15 protein-coding genes are annotated in these 17,065 nt (G+C 61.5%); 11 read left to right on the plus strand and 4 right to left on the minus strand.

What is annotated here, in order from left to right; all coding sequences use genetic code 11:
• Positions 1-345: 345 nt before the first annotated feature.
• The 4 genes from B5F19_RS14360 (at position 346) to B5F19_RS14375 (ending at position 2,810) form a co-directional block, all read left to right on the plus strand.
• Positions 346-531, plus strand: coding sequence for a hypothetical protein (locus tag B5F19_RS14360; RefSeq protein WP_087291653.1), 186 nt, complete (start codon positions 346-348; stop codon positions 529-531).
• Positions 528-1,184 (plus strand): ComF family protein, encoded by a 657-nt coding sequence (locus B5F19_RS14365; protein WP_140394250.1) that lies wholly within the window; start codon positions 528-530, stop codon positions 1,182-1,184. The genes B5F19_RS14360 and B5F19_RS14365 overlap by 4 nt, the downstream gene beginning before the upstream one ends.
• A gap of 152 nt (positions 1,185-1,336) precedes the next feature.
• Positions 1,337-2,371 carry a rod shape-determining protein MreB gene (gene mreB / locus B5F19_RS14370; RefSeq protein WP_087291655.1) on the plus strand — a complete coding sequence of 345 codons (1,035 nt, stop codon included), beginning with the start codon at positions 1,337-1,339 and terminating at the stop codon, positions 2,369-2,371.
• 91 nt (positions 2,372-2,462) lie between these two features.
• Positions 2,463-2,810: an arsenate reductase family protein gene (locus tag B5F19_RS14375; RefSeq protein WP_087291657.1), complete on the plus strand. Its 348-nt coding sequence runs from the start codon at positions 2,463-2,465 to the stop codon at positions 2,808-2,810.
• 371 nt (positions 2,811-3,181) lie between these two features.
• Here B5F19_RS14375 and B5F19_RS14380 read toward each other — a convergent pair whose 3' ends face one another.
• Positions 3,182-4,072 carry a LysR family transcriptional regulator gene (locus B5F19_RS14380; RefSeq protein ID WP_087291659.1) on the minus strand — a complete coding sequence of 297 codons (891 nt, stop codon included), beginning with the start codon at positions 4,070-4,072 and terminating at the stop codon, positions 3,182-3,184.
• Positions 4,073-4,311: 239 nt separating this feature from the next.
• On the opposite strand from B5F19_RS14380, the gene argC reads away from it, so the two are divergent.
• From argC to greA, 7 genes are all read left to right on the plus strand, one after another.
• On the plus strand, positions 4,312-5,385 hold the full coding sequence (gene argC / locus B5F19_RS14385; RefSeq protein WP_087291660.1) for an N-acetyl-gamma-glutamyl-phosphate reductase: 1,074 nt from the start codon (positions 4,312-4,314) through the stop codon (positions 5,383-5,385).
• Between the two features lie 36 nt (positions 5,386-5,421).
• Positions 5,422-6,645 carry a bifunctional glutamate N-acetyltransferase/amino-acid acetyltransferase ArgJ gene (gene argJ / locus B5F19_RS14390; RefSeq protein WP_087291662.1) on the plus strand — a complete coding sequence of 408 codons (1,224 nt, stop codon included), beginning with the start codon at positions 5,422-5,424 and terminating at the stop codon, positions 6,643-6,645.
• Positions 6,646-6,660: 15 nt separating this feature from the next.
• Positions 6,661-7,539: an acetylglutamate kinase gene (gene argB / locus B5F19_RS14395; protein WP_087291664.1), complete on the plus strand. Its 879-nt coding sequence runs from the start codon at positions 6,661-6,663 to the stop codon at positions 7,537-7,539.
• 90 nt (positions 7,540-7,629) lie between these two features.
• Positions 7,630-8,853, plus strand: coding sequence for an aspartate aminotransferase family protein (locus B5F19_RS14400; RefSeq protein WP_087291666.1), 1,224 nt, complete (start codon positions 7,630-7,632; stop codon positions 8,851-8,853).
• A gap of 333 nt (positions 8,854-9,186) precedes the next feature.
• Entirely contained in the window at positions 9,187-10,641 is a 1,455-nt protein-coding gene (gene nhaC / locus B5F19_RS14405) for a Na+/H+ antiporter NhaC (protein ID WP_242972827.1), read from the plus strand.
• A 27-nt stretch (positions 10,642-10,668) separates the two neighbouring features.
• Positions 10,669-11,772: an alanine racemase gene (locus B5F19_RS14410; RefSeq protein WP_087291669.1), complete on the plus strand. Its 1,104-nt coding sequence runs from the start codon at positions 10,669-10,671 to the stop codon at positions 11,770-11,772.
• 270 nt (positions 11,773-12,042) lie between these two features.
• The gene (gene greA, locus B5F19_RS14415) at positions 12,043-12,546 is read left to right on the plus strand and encodes a transcription elongation factor GreA (RefSeq protein ID WP_087291671.1); all 504 of its coding nucleotides are present in this window, start codon (positions 12,043-12,045) and stop codon (positions 12,544-12,546) included.
• A 183-nt stretch (positions 12,547-12,729) separates the two neighbouring features.
• Here greA and B5F19_RS14420 read toward each other — a convergent pair whose 3' ends face one another.
• From B5F19_RS14420 to B5F19_RS17745, 3 genes are all read right to left on the minus strand, one after another.
• Entirely contained in the window at positions 12,730-13,497 is a 768-nt protein-coding gene (locus B5F19_RS14420) for a helix-turn-helix transcriptional regulator (protein ID WP_087291673.1), read from the minus strand.
• A gap of 441 nt (positions 13,498-13,938) precedes the next feature.
• On the minus strand, positions 13,939-16,563 hold the full coding sequence (locus tag B5F19_RS14425) for a cation-translocating P-type ATPase (RefSeq protein ID WP_087291677.1): 2,625 nt from the start codon (positions 16,561-16,563) through the stop codon (positions 13,939-13,941).
• A 234-nt stretch (positions 16,564-16,797) separates the two neighbouring features.
• Positions 16,798-17,065: hypothetical protein (locus B5F19_RS17745; RefSeq protein ID WP_204248339.1), on the minus strand; the 268-nt coding region annotated here is incomplete at its 5' end.

The raw sequence follows: 17,065 nt of genomic DNA on the forward strand, positions 1-17,065 counted from the left end.
CCTGGTTCAAGGGGTAACCCCCGTAAATGGGGTCCGGGGAAAGGCGAATATGAGCGCGGAGCGCTCATCCTGAGCCGTCCCCGGCGGCGTTTTGGTTCCTTTGCCGCCGCGGGCAAAGGAACTCGCCGCCCGCAGGCGGCGAAATCCCCCCTGCGAGGAACGAAACCGCTCTATCATCGCCCCCTCATCCGCCCCAGTGTGCGCACTGGGGCACCTTCCCCCCAGGGGGAAGGCTTAAGAACACTCTATATAGTAAAATTTTAAGCCGTAAAAATGCACTAACTTTTAAATAAAAATAACGGCTCTGTGTATGCTGAGAATATTCCGAAAAAAGGGCGGTTTGCTATGAAGAAACGAACCCATCTCAGCATACGAATGGACTCTGAACTGCACGATAAATTCAAGTCTGTTTCAGAATTTGAGGGCCGTTCCATGAGCCGGCAGATTTTATATTTGATCCGGAAGTGTGTCAGCGACTTTGAAAAAGAAAATGGCCCGATCCCGGTTGAGAAAGAGGACTCCCCACAATGAACCTGTGGGAATCCTTTCTGGACCTGCTGTTCCCGCCCAAGTGTCCCTTCTGCCGGAACATTCTGGACGACCCCAGGGCCCCGGTGTGCCCGGAGTGCCAGGGGAAGCTCCCGTGGCTTCTGGGGGAGGACGCCCTGCGGGCGGTGGAGGGGACGGCGGGGTGTCTCTCGCCCCTGGCCTACCGGGACGGGGTGCCCGAGGCGGTGCGCCGGTATAAATTCCCGGGAAATCCCAGCTATGGGAAGCCCTTCGGGCTTCTCATGGCTCAGTGCGCCCAGGACGGCCTGGCCGGAGCGGTGGATGTGGTGACCTGGACCCCGCTGAGCCGGAGGCGGAAGAAAAAGCGGGGCTTTGACCAGGCGGAGCTGCTGGCCCGGACGGCGGCCGGGGAGCTGGGCCTCCCGGCCCGGAGGCTGCTGGAGAAGGAAAAAGACAACGGTCCCCAGTCCCGCTTGGAGGACGAGGCGGCCCGGCGGGCCAACGTCCAGGGGGCGTACCGGCTGACCGGGGAGGACCTGTCCGGCCTGCGCGTCCTGCTGGTGGACGACGTGGTGACCACCGGCTCCACCATGGGGGAGTGCGCCCGTCTGCTCCTGGAAGGGGGCGCGTCGGAGGTCTGGGGGCTGACCCTGGCCCAGGCCCGGAAAAAATGAATTACAGACAGGCCGGAAAACCATGGAAAAATGGCGAAATAATAGTTGAAAACCGGCGTGGGACCCGCTATAATGAAAACTAGTTTGGATATAACCACAAACCGGCGCGGGTATACTAACGCCGGAAATGATCATCAATAAGGTGGAGCGATATGTTTAATTTATTCAGCAAGGACATTGGCATTGACCTGGGCACCGCGTCCGTTCTGGTATATATCAAGGGGAAGGGCGTGGTCCTGCGGGAGCCCTCCGTGGTGGCCATGGATAAGAATACCGGCAAGCTGTTGAAGGTGGGCACCGACGCCCAGGCCATGCTGGGCCGTACCCCCGGCAACATCGTGGCCATGCGCCCCCTGCGGGAGGGCGTCATCTCCGACTACGACATGACCGAGCGGATGCTCAAGGAGTTTATCAAGAAGGTGACCACCTTCTCCCTGTTCAAGCCCCGTCTGCTCATCTGCGTACCCTCCGGCATCACCGAGGTAGAGGAGCGCGCCGTGGTGGACGCCGGCATCCAGGCGGGCGCCCGCCGGGCCTACCTCATTGAGGAGCCGGTGGCCGCCGCCATCGGCGCGGGCATCGACATCACCAAGCCCGACGGCCACATGGTGGTGGACATCGGCGGCGGCACCGCCGACATCGCCGTCATCTCCCTGGGCGGCGTGGTGGAGTCCGCCTCCATCAAGATCGCCGGCGACAAGTTCGACGAGGCGGTGGTCAAGTATATCCGCAAGAAGCACAACGTGCTCATCGGCGACCGCACCGCCGAGGAGCTGAAAATGTCCATCGGCTGCGTCTTCCCCCGGCCCGAGGAGGTCACCATGGAGATCAAGGGCCGCTGCCTGATGACCGGACTGCCCCGGGTGTTCTCCGTCTCCTCCAGCGAGATGATCGAGGCCTTCGAGGAGGTCTCCAGCCGCATCCTGGAGGCCATCCACGGCGTTCTGGAGCGCACGCCCCCCGAGCTGGTGGCCGACATCTCCACCAACGGCATCGTGATGACCGGCGGCGGCTCCCTGCTGTGGGGCTTTGACAAGCTCATTGAGGCCCACACCGGCATCGAGACCCACGTGGCCGAGGACGCCATCTCCTGCGTGGCCGAGGGCACCGGCAAGAGCCTGGACAGCCTGGACCAGATGCAGGACGGCACCATGAACCTGTCCCGCCGCAAGCAGATGAATTATTAAGCGTATCACGGACGACAGCCCCGGCGTGTGCCGGGGCTGTTTTTGCAGGGGCGGCTTGCGGCCGCCTGTTCAATCAAAAGGAGGAATTTCAATGCTGTTTGTCTGTTATCCCAAGTGCACCACCTGTCAGAAGGCCAAGAAGTGGCTGGACGAGAAGAGAATCTCCTACACCCTCCGGGACATCAAGACGGAGAACCCCACCCAGGAGGAGCTGCGGACCTGGTGGCAGGAGAGCGGCCTGCCCCTGAAGCGGTTCTTCAACACCTCCGGACAGCTCTACAAGGCCATGGACCTGAAGAACAAGCTGCCCGCCATGAGCGAGGAGGAGCAGCTGGCTCTGCTGGCCACCGACGGGATGCTGGTGAAGCGCCCCATCCTGGTGGGAGAGCGGTTTGTCAAGGTTGGATTCCGGGAAAAAGAGTGGGAAGAAATCGGATAAGCTGGAACCTTATGCAGAAAACGAGCACGGACCATGCAAAATGTTTGGTCCGTGCTCGCTGTATTTTCAGGAGATATTTTGGTGCGGAAGCGAAAAATCCACCTGAGAAACAGGAAATTAAAAAGAAATCAGATAAAAATATAGCAAAACAAAGAGATTTTTACTCAAAATAGAAAGAAAGAAGGGAAAAGACTTCGGGCCGCTCCTTGAGAATCCAGGGGAAATTGAATAATAATGCATAAAATAGGACTACACATTCAGGAAAAATTTTTGAAATTTTCCCTTTCTTTTTGTGCAGGGTTGTGGTATGATTGTACCAAACGATGGGGGTGAAAGGAGAGAATTCTGTACGAAAGTTACAGAAGTCCCCGTCAGGTGATTTCTGCGGGGAGATGCTCCTGAGCCCACTGCTTGGCGTGGGCCACAAACAGCCGGGTGATGGTGGAGGGGGCCACGTCCTTCTTGACCGCGATGCCGATGTCCCGCACCTGGGGGATGTCGAAGTGTTTGGGCCGCACGCGGTAGCGGTTGGGGTGGAGCATAAGCTCATGGACCACGCTGATGCCCAGTCCGCACTCCACCATGGAGAGGATGGCGTAATCGTCGCTCACCTCATAGCGGATGTTGGGCTTCTGCTGGAGGTGGTCCAGAAATTTGGTGATTTCGTAGTCCTGCTCCTCCTTGAGGTTGATGAAGTCCTCGCTGGACAGGCGCTCCACCGGATACACCGGGGCGTCGGCCAGGGGATGGTTTTCCGGCAGAATGACCACCAGGTTGTCCTGGAGCAGGAAGGAGGCCTCCAGATCGTTGGGGGCGGGCAGGCTCACAAAGCCGCAGTCCACCAGACCCTTCCGCAGCCAGGTGGCAATTTGATTGTACTCCCCGTTGACCAGCTGAAAGTCGATGTGGGGATAGAGCTCGTGGAAGGACTTGATGATCTGGGGCAGCCGCCCGCTGGAGATGCTGGAGAAGGCCCCCAGGCGGATGGAGCCGGAGCTGAGGCCGTGGAGCTCAGAGATGGCGTAGTTCAGATCCTCGTAGTCCTTGCAGATGGCCTGGAGCTTGGGCAGGAGGGTGAGGCCCTCCGAGCTGATCTCAATGCCGGAGCGGTTGCGGGTGAGCAGCTTGACGCCCCAGGAGTCCTCCAGGTCGGCGATCATCCGGCTGATGGCCGACTGGGTGTAGCCCAGCTGGGCGGCGGCGTGGGTGATGCTCCCCGTCTCGATGGTTTTTAGATAGGCAATGTACTTACGGATACTCATAAATCAAATAACTCCTTAGCAGTATGGATAGGATTCCCAAAAACATTCCCCTTTGGAATGAACAGCAGAAAAAAGAATTTCTTGTATATACTGCCCAGTAATTATATAATAGGTGACAGGAAAATTCAACAGAATCTATACCGAATATTCGGGAAAGTTTTGAATATTTGGAATTGACTGCTGAAATGGAATCCTATAAAAGCGGCGCAAGCCGAAAAATTAAAAGGAGGAATCGTGTCATGATCCGTTTTTCCATCTGTGGTGCCGCCAGCTATGCCTGTGGTGAGTTGCTCCGTCTTATGGTGAACCACCCTGAAACTCAGGTGGCCCACCTGGCTGATAGCTTCGCCGCCGGCCGAAAGATCCAGGACGAGCACCCCGCTCTGGCTGGTTTCTATGACCAGGAGATTCTGCCCCTGAACGACGAGACCGTGGATATGATCGTCAAGGACAGCGACGTCGTGTTTACCGCAGTGGACGCGGGCACCGTGTGCGGCATTGCCGAGAAGGTGCTGGCGGGCGGCAAGAAGTTCATCGACTTCGGCGCCGACATCCGGTTCCGTGACGCGAAGGTTTGGGAGAAGTGGTACCACCTGGACCACCCCAACTATGAGATGACCAAGGAGGCCGTGTACTGCATCCCCGAGATTCAGCGGGATCTGGCCAAGGGCAAGAGCCTCATCTCCAACCCCGGCTGCTACCCCACCGCCACCACTCTGGGCCTGTACCCCGTCCTGAAGGAGGGCATGGTGGTGGACAACACCATCATCGTGGACGCCAAGAGCGGCTACACCGGCGCCGGCCGCCGTCCCGCCCCCAACAAGCTCCTGGCTGAGGCCAGCAACAGCTTCTGCGCCTACGCCCTGGGCGGCACTCACCGCCACACCCCCGAGATCGAGCAGAACATCGCCTACATCACCGGCAAGGACCTGATGAAGCCCGAGACCTGGCAGTTCATCAACTTCCAGCCCCACCTGACTCCCCAGATCCGCGGCATCGAGGTCACCATCTATGCCACTCTGAACAAGGACGTCACCAACGACGAGCTGTATGAGCTGTATCAGAAGTACTACAAGGACGAGTATTTCGTCCATGTGTACCCCGCCAGCAAGCCCGTTCAGACCAAGTGGACCGCCGGCACCAACCTGTGCTGCATCACCCCCACCTATGACGCCCGCACCAAGCGCCTGCTGGTGAGCTCCGTCATCGACAACATCGGCAAGGGCGCCGCCGGCCAGGCCATCCAGAACATGAACATCATCTTCGGCCTGGACGAGACCACCGGCCTGAAGATCGCCCCCATGTATCCCTGATCCATCCATCCAAACAGCGGAAAGGAAGTATGCAGTATGGCTTATAAACTGATCGAGGGCGGCGGCGTTACCACCCCCAAGGGATTCCTGGCAGGCGCCTGCTATGTGGGCGTGAAGAGCCGCAAGAGCGAGAAGCCCGACGTGGCCATCATCTACTCCGAACAGCCCGCCTCCTGCGCGGCCATGTTCACCACCAACAAGTTCTGCGCCGCTCCCGTCATCCTGGACCGGGAGATCCTGAAGAAGGGCAAGGCCCGCGCCGTGGTCATCAACAGCGGCAACGCCAACGCCGCCACCGGCGAGCAGGGCATCAAGGACGCTAAGACCGTGGAGACCGAGGCGGAGAAGCTGCTGGGCCTGGGGGAGGACGAGGTGTTCGTGTGCTCCACCGGCGTCATCGGCCAGAAGCTTCCCGTGGAGAAGGTGCTGGAGGGCGTGCGCCGCATCGTCCCCGACATGAGCGTGGAGAAGGGCACCGACGCAGCCTGGGCCATCATGACCACCGACCTGGTGAAGAAGGAAGTGGCCTATGAGCTGGAGCTGTCCGGCGGCACCATCCGCATCGGCGCCTGCGCCAAGGGCTCCGGCATGATCCACCCCAACATGGCCACCATGCTGGCCTACATCACCACCGACGCCAAGATCGACGCCGCCGTGGTGCAGCCCATGCTGAAGGCCAGCACCGACAAGAGCTTCAACATGATGACCGTAGACGGCGACACCAGCACCAACGACTCCCTGTTCCTGCTGGCCAACGGCGCCTCCGGCGTGGCCGTGGAGACTGAGGCGGACAAGGCCGCCTTCGCCGAGATCCTGGATATGATCTGCATGGATATGGCCCGCCGCATCGCCTCCGACGGCGAGGGCGCCACCCATCTGATGATCGTGGAGGCCTACGGCCTGCCCACTGAGAAGGACGCCAAGCTGGTGGCCCGGTCCATCGCCGGCTCCACCCTGTTCAAGGCCGCCCTGTTCGGCAAGGACGCCAACTGGGGCCGCATCATGGCCGCCGCCGGCTACTCCGGAGCGGACGTGGACCCCACCAAGGCCGACTGCATCCTGAAGAGCGCCGCCGGCGAGGTGGTGGTCATGGAGAACGGCTTCGGCACCGACTTCAGCGAGGAGCTGGCCAAGAAGGTGCTCACCGAGCACGACATCACCGTCATCGTGAACTTCCACAGCGGCGACGGACAGGCCACCGCCTTCGGCTGCGACCTGACCTATGACTATGTGAAGATCAACGGCGACTACCGGTCTTAAGAAGGAGGGCGTGCTGTGAACGACGTAGCGAGCAAGGTTGCCACCTTAATGGAGGCCATGCCCTATCTGAAGAAGTATGCCGGCAAAGTCATCGTCATCAAGTACGGCGGAAACGCCATGATCAATGAGGAGCTGAAGGCCGCCGTCCTCCAGGACGTGGTGATGCTCAAGCTGCTGGGGCTCAAGCCCGTCCTCAGCCACGGGGGCGGCCCCGGCATCAACAAGATGCTGGAACAGCTGAACATCCCCGTGCAGTTCATCAACGGCCTGCGCTACACCTCCGCGGACATCATCCATGTGGTGGAGGCGGTGCTCATCGGCCAGGTGAACAGCGAGCTGGTGGGCCGGATCAACGCCATCGGCGGCGAGGCCGTGGGCCTGTCCGGCATCAGCGCCAACATCTATAAGTGCGTCCAGCGCAGCGAGGAGCTGGGCTTCGTGGGCGACATCGTGGAGGTCAACGCCGCCCCGGTGCAGGCCCTGCTGGACGCGGGCTACATCCCCGTGGTGGCCCCCGTGGGTACCGACGGGAAGGGACAGAGCTTCAACATCAACGGCGACACCGCCGCCGGCAAGCTGGCCAGCGCCCTGGGCGCCGAGAAGCTCATGCTCCTCACCGACATCGAGGGGCTGTGCAACGATATCAAGCTCCGGGATGTGATCAGCTATCTGAACATCGCCGACGTGCAGGGCCTGAAGGATCAGGGCACCATCGCCGGCGGCATGATCCCCAAGGTGGACTGCTGTGTACAGGCCATTGAGGAGGGCGTCACCAACGTCCACATCATCGACGGAAGAAAACCCCACAGCATCCTGTACGAGGCCTTCACCGACGAGGGCATCGGCACCACCGTGGGCAAGGATGCACCCAGCGTGGGCATCAAGTGGAAATAATCCCCCAGCGCCATTGGGAGAGGTCCCGGGGCGGGGCTCCCGCCCCGGGCAGGAATAGACGTATCATGATTATAAAGGAGGACGATTCCCATGATTGAGAAGTTCAAGAGCAACGCCGAAGCCATCGCCGTCGCTGACAAGTATCTGTACGGCAACCATGCCCGTATGCCCATCGTGATGGATCACGGCGAGGGCGCCTGGGTCTGGGACCTGGACGGGAACAAGTTCCTGGACTTTGTGGGCGGCATCGCCGTCAACGGCCTGGGCCACAACCATCCCGCCATCGTGAAGGCGCTGGACCGGGCCAAGGGCCTGATGCACTGCTCCAACTACTACTACAACGAGCCCGCCATCCAGGTCTGTAAGCTGATCTGCGAGAACAGCTGCTTCGAGAAGGTGTTCTTCGCCAACTCCGGCGCCGAGGCCAACGAAGGTCAGATCAAGCTGGCCCGTAAGTACGCCGTGGACCACGGCCACCCCGAGCGCTATGTGGTCATCTCCATGCTGAAGTCCTTCCACGGCCGCACGCTGGCCACCGCCACCGCCACCGGCCAGGAGATCGTCCACAATCCCAAGTGGTTCTCCCCCCTGCCCGAGGGCTTCCGCTATGCTGAGTTCAACAATCTGGAGTCCGTGAAGGAGCAGATGGGCGACGACGTTTGCGCCATCCTCACCGAGCCCGTTCAGGGCGAGGGCGGCGTCCGTCCCGCCACCAAGGAGTTCCTCCAGGGCCTGCGCGATCTGTGCGATGAGAAGGGCATCCTGCTGATGTTCGACGAGGTGCAGGTTGGCTCCGGCCGTACCGGCAAGCTGTTCGCCCATCAGAACTACGGCGTGGAGCCCGACACCTGCTCCATGGCCAAGGAGCTGGGCTCCGGCGTGCCCGTCGGCGCGGTGTGCGCCCGGGGCGACGCGGCCTACACCCTGACCCCCGGCACCCACGGCTCCACCTTCGCCGGCGGCCCTCTGGCCTGCGGCCTGGCTGAGGCCACTCTGGACACCATGATCAACGGCGGCGTGATGGATCACGCGGCCAAGGTGGGCGAGTATTTCCGCGCCGAGCTGCGCAAGCTCCAGGAGAAGCACCCCACCTGCATCACTGAGGTCCGCGGCATGGGCATGATCAACGGTGCCGAGCTGGCCAACAACGAGGTCGGTCCCCAGATCGTGAACAAGTGCTTTGAGAAGAAGGTGCTCATCAACTGCACCGCCGGCAACGTGCTGCGCTTCATTCCGCCTCTGATCGTCACCGAGGAGGAAGTTGACATCGTAGTCAAGGCCATTGACGAGGCCATGACCGAGCTGGGCTATTGAGATCACATCCCGCATTGTCCTTTTAATGCCGGGTGAGATCCTGGGCCTCGGGGCGCGCCCCAAAAGCGCGCCCCGGGGCGTATCTGAGCGGTCCGGGGGACCGGACTGCTGAGATACGCCCCGGGGGCCCGGACTTGCACCAGCTGTGTGGGTTGTAAAACAGGAGGAGAGGAGGTATCAAACAGGGGATAGCCCAAATCCAGGAGTTCCAACGCTGAATCAAAAAATGCAGAAATGCAAAGCCAATGCAAAGTCATGCAAAGCTATGCAAAGTATTGAAAGAAAGGTTGGTAATGATCCATGAGTGAGGCAAAGAAATCCAGAGAGCCCCGAATGCCAAAGGTATGGGAGGCCCTGATCACCCTGGTGGCGCTGGTCGCCATTCTGGCGGTTGGTATTGTCATTTACGGTGCTGACGTACATGTGCCCATGTTTGTGGGCGTGTGTGTGGCGGCCATTATGGCCCTGTATCTGGGCCACAAGTGGGAAGATATTGAGAAGATGATGATGGACGGCATTTACAAGGCCCTCCAGTCCATCTGTATCCTGATTATCGTCGGCATCCTGATCGGCGTGTGGGTCAACGCGGGCGTGGTGCCCACCATGATCTACTACGGCCTGCAGCTGATGCATCCCACCATCTTCTTCATCGCCACCCTGCTGATCTGCTCCATCACCTCCCTGGCCACCGGTACCTCCTGGGGTACCATGGGCACCATGGGCGTGGCCCTGATGGGCATCGGCTTCGGCCTGGGCATGAACCCCGGCATGACCGCCGGCGCGATCCTCTCTGGCGCCTATTTCGGCGACAAGATGTCCCCCCTGTCTGACACCACCAACCTGGCCCCCGCCATGGCTGGTACCGACGTAATGAGCCACGTGAAGGCGATGATGCTGCCCACGGCCATTACCTATGTCATTTGTATTATCTTTTTCGGTGTGCTGGGCGTTACCCAGTATCACGGCGGCGACGCGGATATGAGCCGCGTGACCGAGTTCGCCAACGCTCTGAATATCGCTCAGGGCGGCGTGTTCCACATCAATCCCATCCTGCTGCTGCCCCCGGTGATCGTCATTGTGGCAGTGGCCATGAAGATGCCCGCCATCCCCGGCATCACCCTGGGCATCTTTGCCGGAGCCATTGTGGGCCTGATTTTCCAGCCCGGCAACTGCGACCCCGGTACCCTGTTCTCCTTCGGCATGAACGGCTTCTCCTTCTCCGACGACATGCACGCTCTGCTCCAGAGCTCTCTGAGCGCCGAGACCTATGAGACCATGACCACCCTGCTGGAGAGCGGCGGTATCCTGGGCATGATGTCCTCCGTGGCTATGACCATCATCGCCATGATGTTCGGCGGCATTATGGAGGGCACCCACCAGCTGGAGGTCGTGGTCAACCAGATCAAGAAGCTGGCCAAGAGCCCCGCTGCCCTGGTCACCGTCACCGAGGTCACCTGCGTGCTGTCCAACATGACCATGCCCGAGCAGTACATCTCCATCGTGGTCCCCGGCCGTATGTACGCCGAGGAGTACCGCAAGATGGGCCTGCACCCCTCCGTCCTGTCCTCTGCCCTTGAGGGCGCCGGCACCGTCACCTCCGCCCTGGTTCCCTGGAACACCTGCGGCGTGTACATTGAGAACACCCTGAGCATCACGGTTCCCGAGTACGCTATGTTCGCCATGTTCAACTGGCTGATGCCCGTGATCAACGCCGCCTGTGCCTGGTTCGGCTGGACCCTGAAGGACATGGACAACAAGCCCTACAAGAAGCGCAAGGCTGCTGTCTGATCCGGAGGAAGCACAGAATCGAATGTTATGAGAGAGAGACAAGAACAGTATCCACAGCTGGAAGTCGATCTCGGAAAGTTACAGGAAAACCTGGCAGCGCTCCGTGAGCGCTGCCAGGTTTCTGGTATCAAGCTCTCCGGGATCGTAAAGGGCTTCTGTGCCCTGCCGGAGGCGGCAAAGGTCTATGACCGGGCGGGGCTGGACAGCATCGGCTCCTCCCGCCTGGAGCAGCTGCGCACCCTGCGGCAGGCGGGCATCCGCACGCCGCTGATGATGATCCGCATCCCCATGCCCACCGAGGTGGACGAGCTGGTGGAGTGGGCGGATATCAGCCTGCAAAGTGAGATCTCGGTGCTCCGGGCCACCAACGAGGCCGCCGCCCGGGCGGGGGTGCGCCACAAGGTGATTCTCATGGTGGACCTGGGCGACCTGCGGGAGGGCTTCTGGGACCGGGAGGAGCTCATCTCCGCCGCCCTGGAGGTGGAGCAGAAGCTGGAGAACCTGGACCTGTTGGGGGTGGGCACCAACCTGGGCTGCTACGGCTCGGTCCAGGCCACCCCCGAGAAGATGGAGGAGCTCATCGCCGCCGCCGAGGCGGTGGAGGCGGCCATCGGCCGCCGGCTGGAGGTCATCTCCGGCGGGGCCTCCTCCTCGGTGCACATGGTGCTGGACGGCACCATGCCCAGCCGCATCAACCACCTGCGGGTGGGGGAGCTGCTCCTGCTGGGCCGGGTGTGGGGCTGCGACATGCCGGAGCTCCACAAGGACGTGTTCACCCTCCGGGCCGAGGTGATCGAGGTCAAGACAAAACCCTCCCACCCGGTGGGCGAGCTGTCGGTGGACGCCTTCGGGCGGACCCGCACCTATGTGGACCGGGGCCACCGCCGCCGGGCCCTCCTGGCCATGGGCCGGGTGGACTACGGGGAGTGTGAGGACCTGGTCTCCCGGGAGCCGGGACTCATCATGCTGGGGGCCTCCTCCGACCACACCCTGGTGGATGTGCAGAACACGGTCCGGGATATTCAGGTGGGCGACATTTTGGAGTTTGACTTGTGCTACGCCACGATGGTATACTTGACCCACAGCGAGAGCGTCCACCTGGTCTTCCGAGAGGAGACAACATCTGAATAAACTCTGTGGACGGCGCCTTGTGAAAAAACTTAGTTGAGTAAAATTAGCCTCAGCTTGGGTAGGGGAGCTCGAGGGGGCGGCAGCCCGCCTCGAGTGGAATCGAATGCCCTGAATGCCTTGCGCAGCAAGGCGTTCAGCGAGCGCAGCGAGGACTTTTCCGCCGCGCAGCGGCGGGAAAGTAACGACATTCTTGCAGGCTGTCGGAAAAGTCCTTGGACTTTTTTGACAGCCTGCAGCGCCGTCCGCCTTTGATTTTGGGAGGGAACTGCCATGCACAACGAACTGACCCGACAGGACTTGAAGATGATGCGGGAGGAGCTGGACTACCGGCGGATCACCCTGCGTCCCAAGCTGCTGGAGGCGGTGAAGGAGGCCCGGGCCTTCGGGGACCTGAGCGAGAACTTCGAGTACAAGGCCGCCAAGCAGGAGAAGAACCGGAACGAGAGCCGCATCCGCTTTCTGGAGAACATGATCAAGACCGCCAAGGTGTTTGACGACACCTCCGGGGCGGACCAGGTGGGCCTGTACGACAAGGTCACCGTGTACATGGAGGACGACGACGAGACCGAGGTGTACCAGATCGTCACCACCATGCGCCAGGATGTGCTCAAGGGGCTTATCAGCAAGGAGTCCCCGGTGGGCCGCTCCCTGCTGGGAAAGCGGGTGGGGGACCGGGTCCACATCCAGGTGAACGAGAACTACGGCTATGACGCGGTGATCCGCTCTATCGAGAAGGGGGAGGACACCGGGGAGATTCCTCTGAACCGGTACTAAGACAGGGCCGCACGCGCTTCCCCAGCCTTCCCCCTGGGGGGAAGGTGGCTGGCCGAAGGCCAGACGGATGAGGGGCGGCCGAAGGAGCAAATATGGTTAGAAGGATGCCGTAGGGCGGGGGCTTGCCCCCGCCGCCTTCTAGTTTTCTGTTTGCTCTGGGGACGCAAGGATTCGGTGCACCGCTTACCAGTTCTGCGCCAAGAAGATCAGGAGATTTTGAAGAAAGCGGGGCGCGCCGGAGGCGGCCTGGCGGATGGCCTCCGCCACCTGGGCCGGATCGGAGCCGGGAACAAAGGTGAGGGCCCCCTCCGCCACCCGGCCGATGGCCAGGGGGGCGTGGGCGGAGCCGCCGATGGCGATCTCCGAGGCGAAGGCCCCGCCCCCAGCGGCATAGACGCCGAAGGCCCCGCCTCCCATGGCGAACAGGCCCGCCGCCGCCCCGCCGATGGCCAGCAGGCCCACGGCAAAGCCGCCTACGGCGATTCCGCCGATGGCCCAACCTGCCAGGGAGAACAGCAGGCCCACGGACAGCCCGCCGATGCTCACCAGGCCCAGGGAGAAGCCGCCGATGGTGAAGATGCCCACCGCGTAGTTCCCGATGGCCAGAACGCCTTTGGCGACGCCGGTGCCCCGGTCCCCCAGGCGGATGTGGACCAGGGGCAGGCCGAACAGGGTGCGCTGGCTCTTGTACTCATAGCGCCACCGCTGGTAGTAGTTGTTGACGATGGTGGTCTGGGCCGCCGGGGCGGGGGGCTCCTCCCCGGTGACCAGGTAGTCCAGGGTGACATTGAAATAGCGGGCCAGGGCGGCCAGGTTGTCCATGTCGGGGCGGGAGGCGCCCGCCTCCCACTTCTGGACCGCCTGCCGGGTGACCCCCAGCAGATCGGCCAGACCCTCCTGGCTCAGCCCCGCCTTTTTGCGCAGGTCGTAGAGACGCTGTTGAAATTCCATGGGTGTGACCTCCAAAACAAGTGGTTGCAAAGGACCTTTGACGCCATTCAGGATAGCAAAGAGTTCCCGGTTTTGCAACCAAAAGTGGGATACAATTTGACAACCAGCGGTTGCAGAAGCTGTTTTTTCACAAAAAATGGACGGAAGATAATTTTCCGTCCCGCAGGCTGTCGAAAAAGTCCAAGGACTTTTCCGACAGCCTGAAAGAATGCCGTTACTTTCCCGCCGCTGTGCGGCGGGAAAGTCCTCGCTGCGCTCGCTGAACGCCTTGCCAAGCAAGGCATTCAGGGCATTCGATCCCACTCGAGGCGGGCTGCCGCCCCCTCGAGCTCCCCCGCCCCAATTTGAGCGGATTCATCTTTACAGAAGTTTTTCGACAAGCTGAAACGGGACGGAAGAGTATCTTCCGTCCCGTTTGTCTTGTAAGGACTTGTAAGGAGCTTATTGCTTGTGCATAGACCGCTGAACGGCCTTGACGCACTCCACAATGGGGATGACCAGGACCGCCAGGATCAGGGCCACGGCGTACTCCACAGGGTCGATGTGGGTGAAGCCGAAGGCGTCGGAGATGCCGGGCAGGTAGATCACCGCGGTGGTGAGCACCAGGCTCAGGAGCATAGCGCCCCAGAGGACCTTGTTGTGGCTGTGGAGCTTGAACACGCTGCCCCGCTGGGAGCGCATGTTGAAGCTGTGGAAGATCTCGGCCATGCCCATGGTCAGGAAGGCCATGGTCATGCCGTCGGCGCTCTGGGTGATCTCCCACACGCCGGACTCCATGAAGTGGCCGATGAAGTAGGCCGCCAGCACCAGGACGGTAACCATGGCGCCCTGATAGGCCACGTCGAAGCCCAGGCCGTTGGCAAAGATTCCGTCGCTGGCCTTCCGGGGGGGACGCTGCATCAGATCGGGCTCCCCCTTCTCCATGCCCAGGGCCAGAGCGGGGAAGCAGTCGGTAATCAGGTTGATCCACAGCAGGTGGACGGGCTCCAGGATGACAAAGCCCAGCAGGGTGGCGACAAAGACGCTGAGCACCTCGCTCATGTTGGAGCCCAGCAGGAACTGGATGGCCTTGCGGATGTTGTCGTAGATCCGGCGGCCCTCCTGGACGGCGCCCACGATGGTGGCGAAGTTGTCGTCGGCCAGCACCATGTCGGCCACGTTCTTGGTCACGTCGGTGCCGGTGATGCCCATGCCCACGCCGATGTCGGCGGACTTGATGGAGGGGGCGTCGTTGACGCCGTCGCCGGTCATGGCGGTGATGCAGCCCCGCTTCTTCCAGGCGTTGACGATGCGCACCTTGTGCTCGGGCTGCACCCGGGCGTAGACGCTGTAATGGTCGATGGTCTTGTCCAGCTCCTCATCGCTGATCTGGTTGAGCTGGGCGCCGGTGATGGCCTGGTCGTCGTGCTCCAGGATACCCAGCTGCTTGGCGATGGCCACGGCGGTGTCCCGGTGGTCGCCGGTGATCATCACGGCCCGGATGCCGGCGGTCTTGCACTCGGCGATGGCGGCCTTCACCTCGGGGCGGATGGGGTCGATCATGCCCGCCAGCCCCAGGAAGGTCAGGTCGTGCTCCAAGGCAGCCGGGGACTGATCCTGGGGCATCTCGTCATAGCGGCGCTCCGCGGCGGCCAGCACACGGAGGGCCTGATCGGCCATGGCCTTGTTCTGGGCCAGGATCTCCGCCTTGGCCTGCTCGTCCAGGGGGAGGATCTGGCCGTCCTTCTCATAGTGGGTGCAGCGCTTCAGCAGCTCGTCGGGAGCGCCCTTGGTGTACTGCACATAGCCCTTCTCCAGCTTGTGGATGGTGGACATCATCTTCCGGCCCGAGTCGAAGGGGGCCTCGCCTACCCGGGGGGTCTCCCGCTCCATGGCGGACTTGCCCAGCCCCTCCTTGGTGGCCCAGTTCACCAGGGCGCACTCGGTGGGCTCGCCCACCGCGTTCCCCGTCTCGTCGGGGGCGGCGTCGGAGCACAGGGACATGGCCCGGGCGGTTTTTAGGGGATTGCCGAAGTGGTCCACCACGGTCATCTTGTTCTGAGTCAGGGTGCCCGTCTTATCCGAGCAGATGACCTGGGCGCAGCCCAGGGTCTCCACGGCGGTGAGCCGCCGGATGACCGCGTTGCGCTTGGACATATTGGTGACGCCGATGGACAGCACGATGGTGACCACGGCGGCCAGCCCCTCGGGGATGGCGGCCACCGCCAGAGAGACGGCCACCATGAAGGTGCTGATGATGGTGTCCAGGTGGAAGTCGCCCGCCCGGAGCAGGCTGAACAGGAAAATAAATACGCAGATGCCCAGCACCAGCACGCTGAGGACCTTGCTCAGCTGGCCCAGCTTCCGCTGCAGGGGGGTCTCGCCCTCCTCCGCCTGGGCCAGGGCGTCGGCGATCTTGCCCATCTCAGTGTCCATACCGGTGGAGCAGACCACCGCCCGGCCGCGGCCGTAGACCACGGTGGAGCCCATGTACAGCATGCAGTGCCGGTCGCCCAGGGGGACCTCCTCGTCGGTGACGATGGCGTTTACGTCCTTCTCCACCGGGACGCTCTCGCCGGTGAGGGCGGCCTCCTCGGCCTTGATGCTGGCGCTCTCCAGAATGCGGCAGTCGGCGGGGACCGCGTCGCCCGCCTCCAGGATCACAATGTCGCCGGGCACCAGCACGTCGCTGCGCAGCAGGGACATTTTGCCGTCCCGGAGCACCTTGCTGGTGGCGGCGGTCATCTCCTGGAGGGCCTCAATGGCCTTTTCCGCCTTGCTCTCCTGGTACACGCCCAGGATCGCGTTGATGAGCACCACGATCAGAATAATGAATACGTCGGTGAAGCTCTCGCCGGAGTATGCGGCGGTGACGCCCGATACGGCGGCAGCCACCAGCAGAATGATGATCATGGGGTCGCACAGCTGTTGAATAAAGCGCTGGAGCAGGGTGACCTTTTTCCCCTCCGCCAGCTTGTTGGGGCCACATTTGGCCAGCCGGTCACCGGCTTCCTGGTGGGAGAGTCCGGACTCTGTGGTCCGCAGCTCCTCCAGGACCTTTTCTGGGGATTCCTGGTAGTAGTTCATGGCGTCGCGTCCTTTCCGGTTCGTGTGGAGGAAAAGGGGCCGGCCCGCCGCTCCGGGCTGTGCGCAGGTGCTGTTGTCGTTCTTCTCCCCCCGCAAAAGAACAGCCAATCCAAGGAGAACCTGACAGGTGGTCCTACCTAGAAAAGCTGCCATCCTAGTATATTACCTATGGCGGAAAAAAGCAAGATGATTCCGGCAAAAAGGATGTTAAGGAATTGCAAAGAAGAGAAAGAATCAGAAACTATTTGAAACATTTCCTGCAAAAGTTCCGACAAGCCGCAAGGCGCTTCGGAAATCCTTGCAAAAGCGTGCCGAAAAAAGACAGCGCCAAAGCCGTGGCTTTGGCGCTGTCTCAGGCTGTCGAAAAAGTCCAAAGACTTTTCCGGCAGCCTGAAAAATGCCAATACTTTCCCGCCGCTGCGCGGCGGAAAAGTCCTCGCTGCGCTCGCTGAACGCCTTGTCATACAAGGCATTCAGGGCATTCGATCCCACTCGAGGCGGG

This window comes from Pseudoflavonifractor sp. An184 (assembly GCF_002160305.1).
Lineage (GTDB): Bacteria > Bacillota > Clostridia > Oscillospirales > Oscillospiraceae > Lawsonibacter > Lawsonibacter pullicola.